This is a genomic window from Serratia sp. N21D137, from assembly GCF_047530005.1.
Classification (GTDB): Bacteria; Pseudomonadota; Gammaproteobacteria; order Enterobacterales; family Enterobacteriaceae; genus Chania; species Chania fonticola_B.
This window is the reverse complement of record NZ_JBLJAJ010000042.1, coordinates 1-22,061: the sequence shown is the minus strand read 5'-3', so window position 1 is coordinate 22,061 and position 22,061 is coordinate 1. Positions and strand designations below refer to the sequence as shown.

Here is a 22,061-nt window from a genome sequence, read left to right as displayed (position 1 = left end):
GCAATGAATATTGATGCGTTTCTTGCCCCGGTTACCCCGGAGCAGCCCTGCGGTGAAAACCTTGAATATGACTCTGACTTCCAGGCAATGGAACAGGCAATGCAGGGAAAAGCTGAGCAACAGTTCGGCGACACCATTATCCCAGCAGAGCCTGCTGACTGGGCGACGGTAGAAAGACTGGCGGTAAGTTTGCTCAGCCGAACCAAAGATTTACGTGTCATGCTTGCGCTCACTCAGGCGTGGACTATGCGTAGTGGCCTGACTGGCTATGCTAGCGGTCTGCTGCTGGTACAGCAGGGGCTGTCGATTTACTGGGAGTCAATATACCCGTTGCTGGAAGAATTTGGCGAAATTGATCCGTTCTATCGAATGAATGCGCTAGCGGTGTTAAGCGATAAATCGCGGCTCACCACTGTGTTACATAAGGCTGTATTGTTACATAGTAACAGAGATGACCTGATGGTGTGCGATGCCCAGGCATTGCTTGATGGTAGCAAGACCGAATGTGCTGATTACCTTGGTGGTCGTTCTCGACTGATTGAGGAGTTGGCGTACGGTGGGCAACCTGGCATTGATGCCATTCTCGTTATTCATCTGCGACTGCAGACGATTCAAGACATATTAAGCGATAGACTTGGGGAAAGCTATGTGCTGGAGATGGAGCAGTGGCAAAAGACTGTTGGCTTAATTGCCAGTGCCTGTCAGGTCACCGATATTTCGATGCCTAGTGAGGAAAGTGCAGTGAGTGAACATGAAGTGCTTCACGGTACGGCATCTCCGTCTATTGTTGACTGGCGCAGTGCACAAATAGTTAGCCGCGCTGAGGCGAAAAAGATGCTGGAAAAAGTGAAACAGTACTTTACACAGTATGAACCAAGCCATCCAGCGCCGCTGATGATTGAACGAGTTCAGCGGCTCATTGGGTTGGATTTTATTCAAATAATCAAGGAGTTAAATCCAGATAGTGCTCATCAACTGGAAAACATTTTTGGACGTAGCGACTGACATGTCCGGGCATTATGGTGATAGACATAATGTCTGGCACTTAACCTTTACCGTGTATCTTTGATGGAGAACATCATGGCAGTAAGTAAAAGTGGGCAGAAATTTATCGCATATAACCGTGCACCCCGCGTACAGATCGAGTACGACGTGGAGATTTATGGTGCGGAACGTAAAATTCAGCTTCCGTTTGTGATGGGCGTGATGGCTGATCTGAATGGTAAGTCGGTCGAAAATCAACCTGTGCTTGATGAGCGTAAATTCCTTGAGATCGATGTTGATAACTTTGATGAGCGTATGAAGGCTCTGAAGCCACGTGTTGCTTTCCAGATCGACAACACTCTGACTGGGGCAGGCAAGCTTAACGTTGATTTGACATTCGATAGTATGGACGACTTCCTGCCTGATGCTGTTGCGCGCAAAGTTGGGCCGCTTAACAAACTGCTGGAAGCTCGTACTCAGCTTTCCAACCTGCTGACTTATATGGATGGTAAGAACGGTGCGGAAGAACTGATTGCCCAAATTCTACAGGATCCGACACTGCTCAAGTCTTTGAGCCAGATGCCGAATCAAGATGATAGCGCAAAAGGTAGTGAGGAATAATTGATGAACAACCCGACTAAACGACACAAGAAGCAGTCTGGTCAGGTGTTTAGCCAGAATGAGTTCAGCACGTTACTAAACAAAGAGTTTCGCCCAAAGACTGACCAGGCGCGTTCTGCTGTCGAGAGTGCGGTAAAAACCTTGGCACAACAGGCGCTGGAAAATACTATCACTTTCTCCAATGATACTTACCGCACCATCCAGAACTTGATCGCCGGTATTGATGAACAACTGTCTAGTCTGGTTAACCAAATCCTGCACCATGAAGAATTCCAAAAACTGGAAAGTGCATGGCGTGGCCTGAGCTATCTGGTTAACAACAGTGAAACCGATGAAATGCTGAAAATTCGCTTTATAAGCATTTCCAAGAAAGAGCTGGGCCGTACTCTTAAACGTTACAAAGGGGGAGGTTGGGATCAAAGCCCGATTTTTAAGAAAATCTATGAGCAGGAGTATGGCCAATTCGGTGGTGAGCCGTTTGGCTGCATCGTCGGCGACTACTATTTTGACCATAGCCCACAGGATGTCGAACTACTGGGGGAAATGGCGCGTATCGGGTCTGCGGCGCATTGCCCTTTTATTACCGGTACAGCACCGGAAGTGATGCAGATGGAGTCATGGCAAGAGCTTGCAAATCCACGCGATCTTACAAAAATTTTCCAGAATACCGAATATGCAGCTTGGCGTTCGTTACGTGGCTCGGAAGACGCGCGTTATCTGGGACTGGTTATGCCTCGCTTCCTGTCTCGTCTGCCGTACGGTATTCGTACCAACCCAGTAGATAGCTTTGATTTTGAAGAACAGACCGACGGAGCAGACCACAATAACTATGCGTGGGCTAACTCGGCGTATGCCATGGCAGCAAATATCAATCGCTCGTTCAAAGAATTCGGCTGGTGTACTTCAATTCGCGGTGTCGAATCCGGCGGTGCAGTAGATAATCTGCTTTGCCACACCTTCCCAAGTGACGATGGCGGTGTGGATATGAAATGCCCAACCGAAATTGCCATTAGTGATCGTCGCGAAGCGGAACTGGCGAAAAACGGCTTTATGCCGCTTATTCATCGTAAAAACTCTGACTTTGCTGCTTTTATCGGTGCACAATCGCTGCAGAAACCAGCTGAGTATCATGATGCCGACGCTATGGCGAATGCTCGTCTGGCAGCACGTTTGCCTTATCTGTTTGCCTGCTGCCGTTTTGCTCATTACCTGAAGTGTATCGTGCGTGATAAAATCGGTTCTTTCCGCGAGCGTGACGAAATGGAGGGTTGGCTAAACGACTGGGTTATGGACTATGTTGATGGCGACCCCGCAAACTCGTCGCAGGAAACTAAAGCGCGTAAGCCGCTTGCTGCCGCTGAAGTGAAGGTGTCTGATATTGGAGACCATCTGGGCTACTACACAGCTAAGTTTTTCCTTAGACCGCACTACCAGTTGGAAGGACTGACAGTTTCTTTGCGTTTAGTGTCAAAACTGCCGTCGCTAAAAGCTAAAGAAACATAACATTTTTGTGTTAAAGATGCTATCACTTGGCAATTGGGTAAACCTGATATCATAGAAAGTTATCTTTTATTACCTGTTCAGTAGTTAGCAAGTCAAAATAGCGTAACCCTGTTTTAAGTACAGTGATGGAGTAATGCTGTTCGATATCCTACCCTCTTAAATTGATTAATTTTTCGGATAACTTTTTTTCAACGCGCCTGAAGTTAATTACACGACAAATAAAGTCGATTTTTGTAAGTTATCATGATAAAAACAGTCACAAGTCTGTTGTTACTGACTGTTTTACCTTGGTATATATGGTTTGTAATACCTTATCTTTATTGAAAGTTTACTCTATGAAAAGCTTGTTAAATTTGTTTTTTAACCTGATTTGTGAAGAGGTATTCTGATGAGGTAAGTTGGCTCTTTCTGTATATGGCGCGTGGTGGCTGTGTATTTATTGAGTAGCTTAACTTCAATATTTTAAAATTTAATAACAAAAGTAATTCCCTTGCATTTTAATATAAATAATAATTTCTTTATAAAAGATTGTGTGCGTAATGAGTTTAAGCCTCTTACCACTCATATCCTCTAAGGAGTTAATGTAAATTAATGTTTTGGGGAAGTCTCGGTAATGCGTGTGAACATGATGTGGATTTGATTTTTAGTGATTAAAAAATCGTAGGTACGGTATTTCACAAGGGTAATTAAGAATGTTGATAGATTTATGTCGATTGATATAAATAAGAGGTGAAGTATGAAGGTTTTATTCAAAGTCATACTTTTATTTTTACGTGCGAGTGCTTTTTAGAAAGCAATAATCTTCATTAACAAAGAGTATACATTATGGCTATTGATATGTTTCTTAAGGTTGAGGGTGTTACCGGTGAATCGAAAGATTCTAATCATGCTGGATGGACAGATATTGTTTCTTTTTCCTGGGGGGCATCCCAGCCGGGTAATATGAGTGTGGGCGGGGGGGGGGGGCTGGCAAGGTCAATTTCAGCGACCTGCACGTGAGCACGATGATCGATAAATCAACCACTGCTATCCTGAAGCACTGCTCAGGAGGTAAGCACCTGGCTAAAGTTGAACTGTCAATCTGTAAAGCTGGCGGTCAACAGGTTGAATATGCACGTATCACTCTCGAAGATGTACTAGTGACTTCCGTAATGTATACAGGGGTTGATAACGATTCTGTTGGTGTAGCCTATGCCTTCCAGGCGGCGAAAGTTAAACAGCAGTACTGGGAGCAAACCTCCACAGGTGGTAAAGGTGCAGAGATCAGCACTGGGTGGAATATTAAAGAAAATAAAGAAGTATAATTATTGTGTGTAATCTGAACCAGGGATTCTTCCCTGGTTCTACAGATCAAACGTATTAAGGGTTGGTTAAGTAAAATAAAATTTATAATGTGCGAATTTGTTTTTTTATTTCTTGGTGGTCACTTTATTATTTTATGACTCTTAAAAATGGTCACACCTACAGCTCTATTGTTTATAGTTATAGGTGAGATTTCGTGATTGTGTGGTTTGGCGTGCTTTAATAATAATTTTTGTTTTTTTTATTTATTTTTTTGGGGATAAAATGTTTCGGTTTCAATTTTGTTGGCATAAATTAATTCATTTATTGTGGTGGCTAATTTTGTTTGGTAATACCCTGGCTTTGTGGGGTGATAAAGGTTTTATATCTACTTATCACAAATATTAATATTCTTTTTCCTTATTGTGATTTTCCTATTGTTTGTCGTAATAATAAGAATCTCAAAGGTTATGTTCTTTCCATTGTCGTGAGTATGTCTGAAGGTCTCAAAAAATACTGAAGCAGGAATTCTGCGCTAGTGGGCGGAGCTAAAGTTGTTGGAAGGAGTTGTGTGCTATGCAAGAAAGTTTACTAAAATAACAAACCCACCAATTACAGTGGTTTTTTGGGGGGGGATTTATTCTGTGGAACCTGTCACAAATTTGTAACGATAATGCAGTTGCATTAAGCAATGCCAAATGGTTAGGTGTTGGAGCTAGTCACGCTTTCATGGCAACTTTTTGAAATTAGCTAGATTTGCTGTTACTATTTGTAATAGGACTTATATTCTAAATATTCATAAAGCATGCATTTATAATATAAAGATCATCAATATAAACTTATCGATTATTGCATTGTTTTCTGCCTGTAAATGCCACTGTTCTTATTTTGATAGCAGCAGAATTTGAGTGCTAATCATCTCAGTAGGAATAGGCTATGCAACTCACGATTACTTTGACCAAATCCGGTTATCAGCTGCCACAGGGCAGCTGTGACTTTTATGCATCAGGCTGTACGAGTGGGAGTCCCGTGAACAACAACCTGCTGTTGCCAGATGACGACTGTGTCATTTCTCGATTACAGGTCATTGTTCATGCAGCAACAGATGGCGAGGACCAGACCATCAATCACGGCAACATTACTCGGGTGATGCTAAACAATATTCCGCTGGAGTGTTGGGAGCAGGTCGAACTACAGGATGGCGACATCCTTTCTATCGATAACTACCATATTGAGGTGAGCGATTTCATTCAGGATACTCAGCCGGCCAGCTGCACAGCAGCTAGTGGACAACTTCCTGTCATCGCTAGATCGGTTACCCCACTGCCAGAAGCTGCGCTGATAGGGGCGGATACTGAGCCGACCGTAGTGCCGTCGGAAATCTGGGACAGTTTGATGCAGGAGTTTTCTATTTCCGACAATATCTTCAGCACTCAAACTAAGCTGCAACCTGAAGATTTACCTAATCCCTTTACCGAACCAAAGCCAGCTGAGCGCAATCCAGAAGATCCGCTTGTGATGTTCTCGGATTGTGAGCTGCTGTTTGAGCGTTCAACGGTAGTGACTTATGATCTGTTTGCCAACAATACGCCATTTAACAGTGGCAGTATCTTTTCTGACGACACACCAACCACATTAGTGTTGGCAGCTAAAACGTCTGTGCCTATTGAGTCACAGGAAAAGCTAGATGTGCTGACTCTGTTTGACTGCGACAATAGTGTGAAAATCGCCCACAATGATGAACCATTGGGTGTAATGGGAGAGGTGCTGCAGACGCCTATTGATGTCTTCAGCATTGATGAACTTACTAAAGCTCCACAGTCTGAAACGTATAATGAGCAAGATGTCATCTTTGATTCTTTACTGTTTATGAATCAGCCTCTACAGAAAGATCCAACTGTTGTCCACATTCAACCAGAGAAAGGATTTTTTTGCCCACAGCGAATACATGCGAAACGTGAAGAGGTGCCGGAGAGCTCGTTGGCAATGTTGTTGACAGTGGTTCGTCAGGCCCTTCAACCGGGTATGACATCCAGGATCTGTACTATTATCGCCTCTATGCTTCAATCTTTAAATTTTCGTCAGGTGTGCTGCAAACTAAGGTATGGCAATAAATACCCTCTATCGAAAACAGGGAAACGAGAACGTCGGCGCGAGGCTATATCTCATGAAAAATAAGGAAAAAATACGTCTTTCAGCTGCAGGGTAATTATTATACGCCGGGGTGGGTTTGTGTACGTATTGTCAATAACCGCTATTTTGGGCTGCCGTTTACCGCTATCGATTAAATTTGTTTTCAGGTTTCAGGTTTCAGGTTTCAGGTTTCAGGTTTCAGGTTTCAGGTTTCAGGTTTCAGGTTTCAGCAAGCTACCACTCTGTTGTGGTGTCATGTACAAGTTTACCTGATCAATGGCAGTGAACAGGTATGTCAGATCCTGGGATGTTAACTTTGCATGTTGGAGTCAGAAGTCCCTTTTTCGCTGACGTGAGCCACCGAGTGGCATGTGCTTGATGATGAGGCACTCTATCAGAGGAATGTGTAAAAAGAGCTGTTGAACGACAGCGATAAATTTCTGATCCTCTCTTAATATGGTGAATTTTGCATGGAAAAATTGGTACGCAATAGCAGCGGATGGCAGGTATGTAACCAACAAGAAATTATTGGTGCACGCGATAAAATACAACCGTCGCTGCTCGATCGCCTGACAGATGACCAACCGCAGGAGAAATCTGAACCGCTTAGCAGTAATCTAATTAGTCACAACATATTACGCCGCCATGTGCTGCGTGACCTGCAGTGGTTGTTTAATACGATCAATCATGATAGTCCACAGGTGTTGGCCGAACTGGCGCAGGTACGCCGCTCTGTGGTCAACTTTGGCGTTGCATCGCTGGCGGGTAAGCGGATGTCTGATATTGAATGGCAGGATATTCAGCACAAACTCACTGAGGCAATTATCAACTTTGAGCCGCGTATTTTGCAACAAGGGCTCCAGGTTCGCTGTATTTCTGATACCCAATCACTGGATTTACATAACGTCCTCTCTATTGAAATTAAAGGACGTTTATGGGGGAGGCCTTACCCATTAGAGTTTTTGTTTCGTACTGAAGTGGATCTTGAAAATGGCCACTTTGAATTGAAAGATGTGGGGTAACAATGGAAGGCAAGTTGCTCGAATATTACAACCGCGAACTGGCCTATCTGCGGGAGATGGGTGCCGAATTCGCTCAACGCTACCCAAAAGTTGCTGGGCGACTAGGTATGCGGGGGATTGAAGTAGCTGATCCTTATGTTGAACGGATGATGGAAGGCTTTGCATTTTTGACTTCGCGTATCCAGCTTAAAATGGATGCTGAGTTTCCGCGTTTCTCGCAGCGTTTGCTTGAGATGATCGCGCCAAATTATCTGGCACCGACGCCGTCAATGGCCATAGCGGAGTTACAGCCAGAAATGAACAAGGGCGATTTGAGCAAAGGATTCGTGGTACAGCGTGGCACAATGATGGACAGCCAGGTACTGAAGAAGAACGGAGTCACCTGCAGCTATACCACCGCGCATAATGTCACATTGTTGCCGCTGCGTATTGAGAAAGCTGAACTTGGCGGCATTCCAGCTGATATACCACTAGCGGCGCTTGGTCTTAGCCAATGCGGAGCCGCTAGCGCCTTGCGCATCCGGATAAGCTGTGAAGGAGCACAGAATCTTGGTCATCTAACCTTTGACCGGCTGGAGTGTTTCTTAAGCGGCCCGGATATCGAAGCACTATGTCTGCTCGAACTGATCCTTGCCCATCAGGTGCGCGTCGTCTGTCAGACCATTGGAAACAATCCTGTCCGCTTGGTGTTAAGCGAACATGCGCTTCAGCAAGAAGGCTTTACTGCTAATCAGGCTCTTCTTCCAGAGGATTTACGTAATTTTGATGGCTATAGACTGCTACACGAATATTTTGCGTTTCCGGCCCGATTCCGCTTTATCAGCATTAACGGCCTTGGCAAACTTATCGCCCAGTGTAAACAAGAAAAATCCTTTGATATTATTATCTTGCTGGATAAAACGGATGAACGTCTTGAACAGGTTGTCGAAGCTAGTCACTTCGCATTGCACTGTACGCCAGTGATTAACCTGTTCCCCAAAATTGCTGCTCGGCAGACGCTGAGCGATAGCAAGCATGAATATCATCTGGTGGTCGATAATGTCCGCCCACTGGATTACGAAATCTATTCGGTGAATAAAATCCATGGCAGCACTGATGGTCAGCACGACAATTGCGAATTTCGTCCGTTCTGGAGCTCTTGGAGTCAGGACGCCGGTGATTATGGTACCTATTTTTCTTTACGACGCGAGCAGCGAATGCTCTCTGAACATGCATTGCGTTACAGCGCACGTACCGATTATGCCGGTTCTGAAACTTTTGTCTCGCTGGTCGATGAACAGCATGCGCCCTGGCAGGAAGATCTGCGTTACATTACCGCTGAAGTGCTGTGCACTAGCCGTGACTTACCGCTTATGCTACAGCAGGATTTTGAACAATTTGTCCTGCCGGATTCGTTACCAGTGAGAATGTTGAAAATGCGCAATGGCCCAACACCTCCACGTCCAGCTCTGGCGGAAGGGTTAAGCTCCTGGAGGTTGATAAGTCAGCTGCAGATGAACTATCTCAGCTTGATGGACGGCGAAAACGGTGAAGGAGCCGCAGTGTTACGTCAGCTCCTCAGCTTATATGCCAGCCTCGGCGAAACAGGTGTGACCCGGCAAATCGAAGGGGTGCTCCACTGCGTGCTGGAGCCGGTCCATCGACGAGTGCCGGAGCTGGGGCCGATTGCCTTCGCCCGTGGTATTGGCATTACTTTAACTGTCGATGAGCACGCCTTTTCCGGTGCCAGTCCCTGGCTATTTGGCAGTGTCCTTGAGCGGTTCTTTGCGCGTCTTGTGTCACTGAATAGCTTTACCGAATTTACTTTATGTAGTCAGCAACGTGGCGAGATCGGCTACTGGCCACCACGTATGGGTAAAAGGGCGTTGATATGAGTGACACCCTAGTCACTATTCACAACTTGACGCAGCTGGCGGACAAGTTGTGGAGTGGTGTAACTACTGCTCCTTGGCGCTATGACTTGTTTCATCTCTTGCGTCGTCTGGATTCGCAGAGCTGCGGACGCTACCCACTGGGACGCGCACCGTTGCCTAGGTTTGAATCACTACGTATTGGTCAGACGCCATCAATGGGTTTTGCACCGGCTACGCTGGCTAGGGTGGAAAAACGCGAAAACAGTGCTGTACAAGAGATTTCTATTCTCAGTTTCGGTTTGTTTGGCCCTAATGGTCCGCTCCCGGTGCATATGACCGAATATGCTCGCGATCGTATCCACCATCATCAGGATGACAGTCTTAGCGCCTTTGCCGATTTGTTTCACCACCGCCTGATTTTGCTGTTTTATCGTGCCTGGGCGGATGCGCAGCCTACTGTATCGTTAGATCGCCTCGATAACCGACGTTTCGAACGCTACATTGCGTCACTAATTGGGATGGGCCAGCCGGGACAACTGGAAAAGGGGGAGCTTAGCCCACATGCGCGCTTTACCCATGCTGGGCATCTCAGCCGCCACGGCCGTGATCCTGATGGGCTGGAAAAAATTCTGTGTAATTACTTTAAAGTCCCGGTCACCATTATCAGCAACATACCACAGTGGATGCCACTAAGTCAGCACGAACAAGCTCAGCTGGGCACAGGGCGACGCGTATCTCGCCTGGGCGTGTCAGCGTTCCTTGGCGTAGCTGTACGCGACGTGCAGCATAAATTTCGCCTGAAAATCGGGCCACTCAGCGCTGAAGCTTACGCCCGTTTCCTACCGGGTGAGAAAGCAGTTAGCGAATTGCGCGACTGGATTCGTCAGTACCTCGGGATCGAGTACGCTTGGGATGTATGTGTGCTTATCCGCAGCGATGAGGTTCCTAGTGCAGTGCTTAGCAGTAGCGGAAAATTAGGCTATAGCACTTGGCTTGGCCATCAGCCAACTCTAACACCGAGGGGCGATCTGGTGTTTATTGTGGAGAAGGCCGACGGGTAATGTTGCTTGCTCTCTGGCCTATTTATCTAATGTTATCAATGGAGCCGAACATGTCAGAAATCAGCCGTACCGTACTTTTTGGTAAATTGGATACGCTGTTGTTTACCTCGTTAGAAAACGCAACTGCCCTTTGTAAACTACGTGGTAACCCCAATGTTGAGCTGGTGCACTGGCTGCACCAACTAATGCAGCAACAGAATAGCGACTTGCAATACATTATTAACTACTTCGCCCTTGATGAGCAGGTTCTTGCCTGTGACATTATCACTGCGTTGGATGCTCTGCCACGCGGTGCAAGCTCAGTATCAGATCTCTCTGAACATATAGACTGTGCTGTCGAGCGCGCCTGGGTCTGCGGCTCGCTAAAATATGGCGTTAATCAGATACGTAGTGGACATCTGATGATTTGTCTGCTGGAAACCTGGAATTTGGCTATTGTGCTGAGGAGTATTTCGACCCAGTTTACCCGAATTAACGTTGAAGTATTAAGTGAAAACTTCGATATGTTGCTGGCCGACAGTAAAGAAGGCAAGCAAACCATGGTTGAAGTGGCTGACAACGTTACCGGTATACTGGAAAAGTATGGACAAAACCTAACGCAGCTGGCCCAAGAGGATAAGATCGACCCAGTGGTAGGGCGTGATGAAGAGATCCGCCAGGTAGTTGATATTCTTATGCGCCGCCGACAGAACAATCCGCTGCTAACTGGTGAAGCTGGGGTTGGCAAAACAGCGGTGGTTGAGGAGCTTGCGCGGCGCATTGCTGCAGGCGATGTGCCTGAGCCTCTGCGCAATATTCAGCTATGGTTGTTGGACATTGGCCAATTGCAGGCTGGCGCTGGCATGAGGGGGGAATTTGAAGCCCGGCTGCAGGCACTAATCAACAAAGTACAATCCAGCCCTACGCCCATCATCCTGTTTATCGATGAGATACACACCTTAATCGGCGCAGGTGGTCAACAAGGTATTGGCGATGCAGCAAATCTGCTGAAGCCGACACTTGCCAGAGGACAATTGCGAACTATCGGTGCAACCACCTGGGAAGAGTATAAAAAATATATTGAAAAGGATCCGGCGCTAACTCGCCGTTTTCAGACGGTGCAGGTTCTTGAACCTGATGAAGAGAAGGCGCAGCGGATGCTTCGCAGCAATGTTTTGTCTTTGGAAAAACACCACCGTGTGCTTCTACTCGATGAGGCAATTAGCGCAGCGGTGAAGCTGTCACATCGTTACATTCCTGCTCGACAACTTCCGGATAAAGCGGTGGCACTGTTGGATACCGCCTGTGCTCGTGTTGCTGTCAGCCAGAGCGCGCCACCGCCGCAGTTGGAGAATTGCCTACAGCGCATTGCTGCGTTGGATGTCGAGCTGGAAATTGCCCAGCGTGAAAATCGTATAGCGATTGGCGATGGTCAGCGGATTGAACGAGTTAAACAAGCGTACGAACGGTATAAAACGGAACGCGATGCGCTCAATACTCGATGGGAGCAAGAACGCACACTAGTTGATGAAGTGATCGCCTTGCGAGTAAAACTGCAGTACGCCGACTATGAGGCGCAGTCGGTGTTACGCCAGACGCTTCACGAAAAGCAACTAACACTGAAGGTGTTGCAAGGTGACGAGCCACTGCTGTTTGCTGCTGTGGATGAAAATGTGGTTGCTGCGGTTGTTTCCGACTGGACCGGTATTCCGCTAGGCAGGATGGTGAAAAATGAAATTGATACCGTACTAGGCCTTGCTGATACGCTAAATCAGCGGGTTATTGGCCAGCGTCATGGGTTAGAGCTTATTGCTAAACGAGTTCGCACTTCGCGTGCACGGCTGGACGACCCAAACAAGCCTGTTGGCGTATTTATGCTCTGTGGCCCGTCCGGAGTAGGGAAAACCGAAACTGCGCTGGCGCTGGCGGAGTCGCTATACGGTGGTGAGCAGAGTGTTATTACTATCAACATGAGTGAATACCAGGAAGCACATACCGTCTCGACCCTGAAAGGTGCGCCTCCGGGCTATGTCGGTTATGGTGAAGGTGGTGTGCTGACTGAAGCGGTACGCCGTCGCCCTCATAGTGTGGTGTTGCTGGATGAGATCGAGAAGGCGCATCCTGATATTCACGAAATCTTCTTTCAAGTTTTTGATAAAGGTTGGATGGAAGATGGGGAAGGGCGCCATATCGATTTTCGCAATACTATTATTATATTAACCTCGAACGTCGGTGCAGAACTTATTAGTGCAATGTGTACTGACCCAGATCTGATACCTGAGCCTGAAGTGCTCAGCACCACACTGCGTCAGCCGCTACTGCAGTTCTTCCAGCCGGCATTGCTCGGTCGCCTGCTGGTAGTACCATATTATCCGTTGAGCGACAGTATGCTTGCACAGATTGTACAGCTACAGCTGGCTCGTATTCAGCGCCGCCTGCAAGATAATCACAATATCATCTGTAAAATTGATGATAGTGTGATCAAGCAGGTGGTCCAGTGCTGTACTGAGGTGGAATCCGGTGGGCGCATGGTTGATGCTATTCTGACCAATACGCTGCTACCGCAAATTAGCCAAATTTTGTTAACCGCTAGCCGTAATGATGAGCAGTTTAAGCAACTACATATTAGCTATACTCAAGGAAAGTTCCATTGTGAATCTCTATCAGAAAGAGAGTCTTAAAATGACGGGAAATGAAAATAGCTGAACTCTTCGAATGTGCTACTGTTCGAGTATTTTTTTAACAAATTTAAAAATAAGGGAATGTTTGGTAACAGTGATTTCATTGCTGTTTTTCGTGCCTAGGACCATAAACTGAAATGTCGGATAGTGATTAAATAATTTATATCTTCATTCGTCGAGTATGTAATAAAAACTTGACTTTGATGCTGTGCTTCTTAGCACAGAGCGACATTGCTTATATGAAGACACTGTTTTATAGAATTACTATCTTAAGTTGACTGCAAAAGAATTAGTTGAATCATCTTGATAAGATATGGAAATTATTAAATAATAAGGAGCCATTTTGTGCGATTAAAAAATTACGAAACTGACCTATTTGCATTGCGATATCTCGTCGGAAAATACCTAGATCCTGGATAAAGATCTGCTGATTTTTTTATTATCTTTTTTTACTATTAGCAATCTCTCTGGTAAGACCAAGATTATTGCTCAAGAATAACAAATTATATTCTATGATGGAAAGTTATTTTTATAGTATACAAGTGACGGTGGGTATTGGCGACAATTTAACTGCATTACTCGTTGTTATATATTTTATTTGTGTTCTTTCTAATTTTTGATTAGAGATAAAAAACCAAAGCATTAAAAACTTAAACTCATAAATTTAGGTTTTATTAAACAATAACTCTTTTTCTAAAATTCATATTGAATGGAATAATGCCATGTCTAACAGGATCACTGTTCAGCTCCCTGTAGAGGGGCTACTTTTCTGGAAACTAGCCGGACACGAGGCGATATCACAAATGTTTGAACTAAGCTTGACACTACTCGGTAACGATGCGCGCTTAGATCGCAGCAAGTTACTCGGTCAGGCAGTCACTGTGACTATTCCTACCCACAACGCGCTGAGTTCACGTTATTTTAACGGCAAAATTACCCGTGTAGCTGTAAACGCTGTAGAAATAAGCGGAACCCGTTATGCTGTCTATCAGTTGACTGTAGAACCAAGTTTATGGCCAATGAAACGAGACCGTGATTTGCGTATTTTTCAGGGGCAGACGGTACCGCAAATTATCAACATACTATTGAGTGAGTATCAAGTTAATGTTGAGAATAAGCTGAGCAGAAGTTATCGGATATGGGACTACTGTGTACAGTATCAAGAGAGCAGCCTGGCCTTTATCAGTCGTCTGATGGAACTGGAGGGGATTGCGTATCATTTTCGCCACGAGGCGGATAAACATACGATGATATTGACTGATTCGACTATGCAGTATCAACCTGTTAGCGGCTATGAGACTATCTCGTATCATCAGACTCCTTCTGGCGGTATTACCACTGAAGAAGGGATCAGTTTGTGGGCGCTGGAAGATAGTGTGACTCCTGGGATCTACAGCCTTGATGACTATGATTTCCGTAAACCAGACGCCTGGTTGTTTCAGGCACGACAAAATCCTTCATCCTCCTCACCAGGTAGTATTGATGTCTATGACTGGCCTGGCCGGTTTGTCGAGCATGGACACGGTGAACTCTACGCCCGTATTCGTCAGGAGCGCTGGCTGGTTGAGCATCAGCAAATTCAGGCGACTGCTACTGCTGTTGGGATCTCCCCAGGTGCAACCTTCACCCTGAGTAATGCACCATTCTTCAGCGACAACGGCGAATACTTGACTACTGCTGCAGACTATTATTTTGAAGAGAATTGTTACGCCAGCGGGGGGGATAGCGATATATTTTATCAAACCAACTTTACTGTGATTCCATCATCAGTGGTCTATCGTCCTGCACAGGTAACTGCCTGGCCGCGTACTTACGGCCCGCAGACAGCCAAAGTAGTAGGGCCGCATGGGGAAAGTATCTGGACTGATAAATATGGTCGCATTAAAGTGAAGTTTCACTGGGATCGTAATGCCAAAGGCGATGACACTAGCTCCTGCTGGGTACGTGTATCGAGCGCGTGGGCAGGGCAGGGCTTCGGCTGTGTACAAATCCCGCGCGTCGGCGATGAAGTGGTTATTGACTTTATTAACGGTGATCCTGACCGCCCCATTGTCACCGGACGTTTGTATAATGAAGTCAGCATGCCACCCTGGGCTCTCCCTGGTGACGCTACTAAGATGGGGTTTATGACGCGAAGTAAAGATGGGAATATTGATAATGCTAGTTTTCTGTTCTTTGAAGATAACCCGGGTAATGAGTCTGTCGAGATGCATTCTGAGAAAGACATGAAGATCTCGGTAGAGAATGATAAAAGTATAAATATTGATGGTAACCTAAAAACAGTAATTAATAAAAATGAGAGTCACATCGTTGGTCAGGATGCTGTATTTAATTTTAATGCCAAACGTACTACAGATGTTGATGATGTAGAAACCAAAAATTTCCATAATGGTGAGAAAATCACAATATCTAGAGGCCGTAATTTCACCATTCTCGATGGTGGTGAAATTAATAAAATTGAAGGTAACAGAGAAACGACTGTTAATGGTAGCGAGAAATATAATGTTGCAGGAGAGTTAGAAGAAAACATTGAACAAGGATTGAAAAAAACGATTAAAGGTTCAGGGAAAAATGAAGATATAGACGGAGGATTGCATGTCAATATCAATACAGGGGATTGGGTACAATACGTAAAAAATGGCGAAATTAAAATTTCCAGTCCTAAGCTCATCACTATTAAAAGTGATGTAGGAATCACAATGGATGCACCTTCATCTGTGTGGAATCCAAAACTACACAATCTGACTGTGAGTGCAGCTTCTGAAAGTATCTTAGGTGTTAACGTTTCAGTGGTTGGTGAGTCGCAGAGTTTATCATTGCACTCAAACTCTGCATCTTTAGTGACAACCTCTTTTAAACTTAAAGATTGGTCAAAAACTGTATTTGAAGCCAAAAGCAATGACGTCAGTATTAAGATGACATCAACTGAGATTAATCAATTACTTCTTAGTGTAACCAGTACTGAATTTTTTATCATAGCTTAAGAAGATTGTTTATTTCTTTTAAAAATTGGATTGAGATTATGTCGGGTTTTTAGGTGACTTTTTGTTAATAGGAGTTGTTATTACTTTGATATTCATCGTTGTGGTTTATGTTTTAGAAGACCTTTCAATAGAGTGATTGCTCGTTAAATTAACAAGTAATTATTATTTATTAATAATAATGTTGGTTGTGTTTTTTCTATTTCTTTAAATCAACGACTTTGTAAAGTTACGATATTTTATAACACTAAAAAACAAGCGACTTATAAATTATTTGCAATTGTAAAATTTGAAGTAAAATTAAAGTGTTTTAATTTTTTGTTGCCGAAGTAAAAATGCTTTCCGTAATTTACTGAAGATATTGATGGGTTTTAGTGTTGCCTTTTTTGCACAGATAACTTCAGTGCTTACGGCATGCTGCCGAATTAAAATTACATGGCAGGTAATTTTTATATATACAAACTGAGCGTAAAAATCTCAATCTTCGTAACCAATTAAAATGGCTAAATTGTAATGATCCCGGACGCTCAAAGTAAATAAGTGTAAATATATTGCGAAATTATATTTAAATTTATACTCCATGAGTGTTTTTTTTGCAATGAGAAATCTACATGTTGAATGTTTTTTCTTGATGTAATAAAATTTTTTTACAACGTCACACGTATATGAAACTAAAGTCATGATGTTAAAAAATGGTCTTGTCAGTCTCATGAAATATGATTATTCATCGCTAAAGGTTAGTCATTTTTTCTATTTTCCATCAATTGTATTTTATTTTTTAAGTGTAAATACAGTATTTTAAATAAAGACGCCCTATGAAAATAATTAAACCCTTACGCCTGAGTTTATTGAATAGGCCATTCCGTTGGCAGGGAAAGAATTATCTTGGTGTTTCGGTATTAGCGCTGGCTGATATGGGGCCAAATCCTCAACTGAGACCTGAGATGGAGCTGTGGCAGCTTGCAGCAAATGAACTGCAAACTAGTGGTGGCGTTGTTGATATGGCTATTCCCAAAGTCTGTGCCGAATTTATGGCCACAGGTTTTGCCTACACTCATCATCAGGAAGAAAAAAGCACCTGTGTGGCTCGAATTGATATCGAAAATCTCAGCAAGTCTTTGATAGTCTCTGGTGATCGCTATTGGGCAGATAACCGAATGACCCATCCGCAGCGGTTTAGCGAAATGCGCCTTGACTGGAGCCGCGCCTATGGCGGAAGCGGCTATACTGACAATCCGCACGGCATTGGTTTTGCTCATGTGCAACAGCAGGGGCGCGAACTGTATCCTCTGCCGAATATCGAACTGCTGACAGATCGAATTACCTTACCAAAACAGCAGCCGCAACCTGCGAGCTTCGGGCCTTTAGATATTCAATGGCCTCGGCGCTTTAGCCGGATAGGCAAAAAGTACGATGCCAAATGGTTGCAAAACGATTTTCCTGGTTTTGCTCACGATATTGACTGGAAAGTATTTAATGCTGCCAGCCCCGACCAGTGGTGGAACGGTCGGGATACGTTACCGCCACGGGCGAAATGGCGGATCTGGAATATGCATCCCGAGAAACCGTTCCAAGAAGGTCGGCTTCCTTCATGGCAAGCACGTTGCTTTATTAATCGCCAGCGGGGTGATGAAACCTTATTTGAAGAGATTATGCTTCGAGCAACCACAGTGTGGTTCTTCCCGCACCTGGAACAGATGATGCTTATCTGGCAGGGGCATATTCGCATCAATGAAGACGACACTGCGGATGTCCTGCAGTTGATCCCGGCGCTAGAAAAACAAGGGGCAGCCCGTTCACTCCACCATTATCGCAAGGTTCTGGCCAGACGTATGGATAAAGAGAAGGGGGCACTGTTCGCCTTTCGAGAAAAGGACCTCTTGCCGGAAGAGGCTATCGGCCCTTGGATAGACAATGAAATTGAGCAGTCGCCCAGTCCCCTGCAGGGCAATATGGAAACTCGTGCCCAGTTGCTCTGCGAGCAGCATAGAGCCACCATTGAGTCCTCTGGCGGTGATATCAATGCTTTACTGTCGGATATCGAAGAGCCTGCTCGGCCGAAGCTTGAAGATTTACCTGAGTTTATCGAAAAGATAGAACGTCAGGCACAGGAGATGCAAGATAAAGCGGAACAGCATAAACGCGACATAGCGGAGAAATATCCTCAGCAAAATGCAGATGCAAGTCAACCTCGTGGCCCGGAATCTATGCATAAAATGCAGGAATTGCTGCACCAGCACCAGCCAGCGCTGAATGAGAAAAAACGCGTACAAACACGTGAGGCTCTACATCAGATGTACCTGAGTGCGGTACAACACCAGCCGCCAGCGTTCAAACTGAAGGGCGACATAGTACAGGTTTTGCGCCAGCATGCTGAGCGTACTCTGGTGCAGGGCCGTAGTTTTAGCGGCATGGATCTGACTGGTGTGGATTTTTCAGGGATGGATCTTCGCGGTGCCAATTTTAATCAGGCGCTGTTGGAATGTGCAAACCTGAGCAACTGCCAACTGGATAACGCCAATTTTCGGGGCGCAGTGCTTGCCAGAACAGAACTAAAGCAATCCGCGCTGCGCGGCTGTGATTTTAGCGGTGCAAGTCTGGTGTTGGCAGAGTGTCAGAAAAGTGATTTCAGCGGAGCCCGATTTGATGATACCCAATTACAGAATGCGCAGTTTGAGGAATGTATTTTTGATAACGCGACCTTTAAGACGTTAATCTTGCGTGAAACCAGCTTGATTCACTGTCGGTTCCATCATGCCAACCTTGATAGCTGCATCTTTATGGAACTTAGACTGGAGGAACCTGACTTCAGCTATGCTCAGTTGAAGAAATGCTCTTTTTTACAATCTCAATTGGAGAATGCTATTTTCCATGATGCCACACTGGAAAGTTGTTCGCTGGTTCAAACTAAGGCTGAGAAAGCTGATTTTAGTGCTGCAACATGGATCTGTAGCGCTGTAGTGTCAGAAAGTTCGCTTATTGGCGCTGATTTCAACCATGCCACAATCCAGCAAAGTAATCTGCGTCAGACACAATTACAGGGCGCATGTTTTATGCAGGTGAAAATAGAAAATAGCGATCTTAGTGAGGCCGATTGTCGCAATACCAACTTTGAGCGTGCCAACCTGGTTGGTAGCCTGTTTGTGCGCACCGATTTTCGCGAGGCTGATTTTACCAACGCCAATCTGATGGAAGCATTGCTGCAAAAAAGTCAGCTTGGCGGTGCCAATTTCAGCGGTGCGAATCTGTTCCGCACCGATCTCTCGCAATCCTTTACCAGCAAGACGACACGGCTGGACGGCGCTTGGACCAAACGGATTAAAACGCTGCCGAAGCGTGATGGAGAACTAATATGACGATGCTCACTCCCAGAGATATTGTCCAGCACATTAAAAAAGGTCAATTGCTCAGTGAAATGTCACTGGATGGCATGGATCTGCATGGTTGCGATTTGGCCGGCGGCATTTTTCAGGAAGTATCTCTGCGCGGCGCGAATCTGGAAAACGCCAACCTGCATGAAACTATGTTTACCGAGTGTAAGCTCGATCAGTTGCAATTGCATCGTGCACAACTCAAGCAAACGACGTTTAACCAGTGCGAGATGCCTCATCTTCATGTTCCGGGGACACAACTTGATAGTTGTGTGTTTAATCAGTGTGCCCTCGAAGAAAGCAATTTTTCAGAAACTGTGTTGCAAAGCAGTCAGTTTATGCACTGTCAGCTAGACGGCAGCTGCTTTAATGGTTCGACGTTGGAGCGAAGCGTGTTTTATGAGTCTGCACTGACTAATGCCAGCTTCATGCAATGTGGTAGCCTACTGACTACCTTTTTTAATATCGACCTACGCACGACAAAGCTAGGTGTAATGCAGTTTGACCGGACGGTGTTTTTCCAGTGTGATCAGCGCGGAAAGAACTATTCTCGCCAGAAATTCACCGGCTGTCAGTTTACCGATTGCTTATTAGATGACGCGAATTTTAACGGAGCACAGCTTACCCATTGCAATTTTAAAGGAGCATCTATGCATAAAGTACAGCTTAATCAGGTTAATGCCAGCCAAGCGCTATTTATGGAGGCAGATATGCGTGGGGCTCAGTGTCGTAGCAGCCTGTTCGACCAGGCAATATTCGTTGGAGCGGTACTTGATCAGGCAGACTTCAGCATGAGCCGCCTATTCCAAGGCATTTTGCAGCAAGTACACGCAGTCGGTGCTCGATTCGCGTTATGCGATCTGACATGGAGCGACTTTTCCTATGCTGATCTGCGCCAAGCTGACCTACGAGGTGCAACTTTTGCTCGTACCCGTCTGCATCGCTCACGCCAGGAAGAAGCGCTGTTTACCACTCGAAAGGGGATCTTGGAATATGATGAAGAGCTATTAACTGCTGAAATGTGGAGTGCACAGCACCATAGCCGTTATTGAGAATAGGAGAGAAGAAATGACAACTATTAACCATAAACTGGCAGAAGCAGTGATGTTACCTGCTCATGCTTTGGGCACAGTGACCCATTGCTTTGCAGATGGCAGTGTTACTGTTAAAAACGAAGGACGTGGTTGGCACTGCCGACGCGCGCTGAGCTGCCTCATTGAACCACAGGTGGGTGACAGGGTACTAATAAGCAGTGTAGACAAGCAGGTTTGGCTACTAGCAGTACTAGAGGGTGACGAAAGTCGCCAGTCGAAATTAAGTGTGCCTGGCAATCTGCATATCCATAGTGCCGGAGAGTTGAGCCTCAGTGGCAATAGCCTGCGCGTTAATGCTCAACAGGGCTACTGCCATGTTAACGAGATGGACTATAGCGGTGATAAGTTATCTGCATTCGTGACGTTGTCACGAGTTGTCGGCAAGTGTGCTGAATCTGTCTGGCATACCGTAACACAAATCAGCCACAACCTGCTGCGTACCACGCGTCAGACTGAACAAGTGCGTGCCGGTCAGTTGGATATGAAAGTGGAAGACTATGCAAGACTACATGCACACAACATTGTGATCACCTCAAAAGCCATCACTAAAGTCGATTCTGAACAGATTCATATGGGATAAGGAGTTAGCTATGTTTGCCAACTGCCAATTGTCGGGTGTTGATTTAGCTTTTCCTGACGTTTGCTTGACTCCAATACCAGTGCCTATACCAATTGCCTACCCAGATATCGCACTGGGATCAACGGCGATTCCTAACGCACTGAATATTCTGTTTATGGGAATGCCTGCACATAATATGGCAACGGTTACACCGCTGACCAACGGTGATAACCCTGGTGTTGCCACTGGTGTAGTATCAGGTACGGTCATGGGGCCATCACGTCATCTCACTGGGGCATTTACCGTCTTGCTGAAAGGATCGCCAGCGACGCGTTTAACCAGCATCAGCATGCAGAACTCGACGAATGCAGTCGGTATGCGCATAGTACCTAGCCAATTCAAGGTATTGCTGCTTGCGCCGTAGTGGTCCAGTCATGCTTCGCATGGATAATGGGGTTCTGTTGCATTAAGGAGTTGTCAGGTAACATACTGTTTTTTCGGTGATGTTACCTGACTATATTGCTGGCCCGAAAAGCCTTCAAACTCCTGCATTATCTCGTCGATGTCATCACGCAGTGTGTTCGCTAGTACCTGGCTTGCTTGCTGAGTCTGTGTGACCTGGAGGAGATAATGGCTGAACGCGGTATTGTCGTTGACCATTCCACGTTGCATCGTTCGATTATCCGCCTGGTACCGCTACTGGATAAGGTTTTCCTCCGACACAAGCGCACCGTAGGTCGGCGATGGCGAATGGATGAAACCTACATCAAAGTCAAAGGTCAGCGGAAATATCTCTACTGCAAGGTGGATACTGAACCGTACCGGGTTTTCGGGAGACTAAACTCTCAGTGAAAGGAGACCCGAAATGACATCCAAACGAGCAAACCGTTACCCACCAGAGCTGCGTGAGCGGGCTGTCCGAATGCTGCTGGAACAGC

The 22,061-nt window shown here is 45.5% G+C and carries 13 protein-coding genes and 2 pseudogenes; all 15 read left to right on the top strand.

Features of this window, described 5'->3' with window-relative positions:
• Positions 1–3: 3 nt before the first annotated feature.
• Positions 4–1,005, top strand: a complete 1,002-nt coding sequence (gene tssA / locus ACMV5H_RS23040; RefSeq protein WP_414822561.1) for a type VI secretion system protein TssA — start codon at positions 4–6, stop codon at positions 1,003–1,005.
• Positions 1,006–1,080: 75 nt separating this feature from the next.
• Positions 1,081–1,605, top strand: coding sequence for a type VI secretion system contractile sheath small subunit (gene tssB / locus ACMV5H_RS23035; RefSeq protein ID WP_414822560.1), 525 nt, complete (start codon positions 1,081–1,083; stop codon positions 1,603–1,605).
• A 3-nt stretch (positions 1,606–1,608) separates the two neighbouring features.
• Positions 1,609–3,108 carry a type VI secretion system contractile sheath large subunit gene (tssC, locus tag ACMV5H_RS23030; protein WP_414822559.1) on the top strand — a complete coding sequence of 500 codons (1,500 nt, stop codon included), beginning with the start codon at positions 1,609–1,611 and terminating at the stop codon, positions 3,106–3,108.
• Positions 3,109–3,933: 825 nt separating this feature from the next.
• Positions 3,934–4,412, top strand: a pseudogene (locus ACMV5H_RS23025) (Hcp family type VI secretion system effector).
• 913 nt (positions 4,413–5,325) lie between these two features.
• Positions 5,326–6,567, top strand: a complete 1,242-nt coding sequence (locus ACMV5H_RS23020; protein WP_414822558.1) for a hypothetical protein — start codon at positions 5,326–5,328, stop codon at positions 6,565–6,567.
• A 425-nt stretch (positions 6,568–6,992) separates the two neighbouring features.
• Positions 6,993–7,544: a type VI secretion system baseplate subunit TssE gene (tssE, locus tag ACMV5H_RS23015; RefSeq protein ID WP_414822557.1), complete on the top strand. Its 552-nt coding sequence runs from the start codon at positions 6,993–6,995 to the stop codon at positions 7,542–7,544.
• A 2-nt stretch (positions 7,545–7,546) separates the two neighbouring features.
• Positions 7,547–9,418: a type VI secretion system baseplate subunit TssF gene (tssF, locus tag ACMV5H_RS23010; protein WP_414822556.1), complete on the top strand. Its 1,872-nt coding sequence runs from the start codon at positions 7,547–7,549 to the stop codon at positions 9,416–9,418.
• On the top strand, positions 9,415–10,458 hold the full coding sequence (gene tssG / locus ACMV5H_RS23005) for a type VI secretion system baseplate subunit TssG (RefSeq protein WP_414822555.1): 1,044 nt from the start codon (positions 9,415–9,417) through the stop codon (positions 10,456–10,458). The genes tssF and tssG overlap by 4 nt, the downstream gene beginning before the upstream one ends.
• 50 nt (positions 10,459–10,508) lie before the next feature.
• A complete protein-coding gene (gene tssH / locus ACMV5H_RS23000; RefSeq protein WP_414822554.1) occupies positions 10,509–13,118 on the top strand; it encodes a type VI secretion system ATPase TssH in 2,610 nt (869 codons plus the stop codon).
• 722 nt (positions 13,119–13,840) lie between these two features.
• On the top strand, positions 13,841–16,102 hold the full coding sequence (locus ACMV5H_RS22995; RefSeq protein WP_414822553.1) for a type VI secretion system Vgr family protein: 2,262 nt from the start codon (positions 13,841–13,843) through the stop codon (positions 16,100–16,102).
• An 812-nt stretch (positions 16,103–16,914) separates the two neighbouring features.
• On the top strand, positions 16,915–19,455 hold the full coding sequence (locus ACMV5H_RS22990; protein ID WP_414822552.1) for a DUF2169 domain-containing protein: 2,541 nt from the start codon (positions 16,915–16,917) through the stop codon (positions 19,453–19,455).
• The gene (locus ACMV5H_RS22985; RefSeq protein WP_414822551.1) at positions 19,452–20,522 is read left to right on the top strand and encodes a pentapeptide repeat-containing protein; all 1,071 of its coding nucleotides are present in this window, start codon (positions 19,452–19,454) and stop codon (positions 20,520–20,522) included. The genes ACMV5H_RS22990 and ACMV5H_RS22985 overlap by 4 nt, the downstream gene beginning before the upstream one ends.
• Before the next feature lie 16 nt (positions 20,523–20,538).
• On the top strand, positions 20,539–21,144 hold the full coding sequence (locus ACMV5H_RS22980; protein ID WP_414822550.1) for a DUF3540 domain-containing protein: 606 nt from the start codon (positions 20,539–20,541) through the stop codon (positions 21,142–21,144).
• Between the two features lie 10 nt (positions 21,145–21,154).
• Positions 21,155–21,547: a DUF4150 domain-containing protein gene (locus tag ACMV5H_RS22975; RefSeq protein ID WP_414822549.1), complete on the top strand. Its 393-nt coding sequence runs from the start codon at positions 21,155–21,157 to the stop codon at positions 21,545–21,547.
• Between the two features lie 92 nt (positions 21,548–21,639).
• Positions 21,640–21,936 (top strand): annotated as a pseudogene (locus tag ACMV5H_RS22970) (DDE-type integrase/transposase/recombinase); the annotation flags it as partial.
• Positions 21,937–22,061 lie beyond the last annotated feature (125 nt).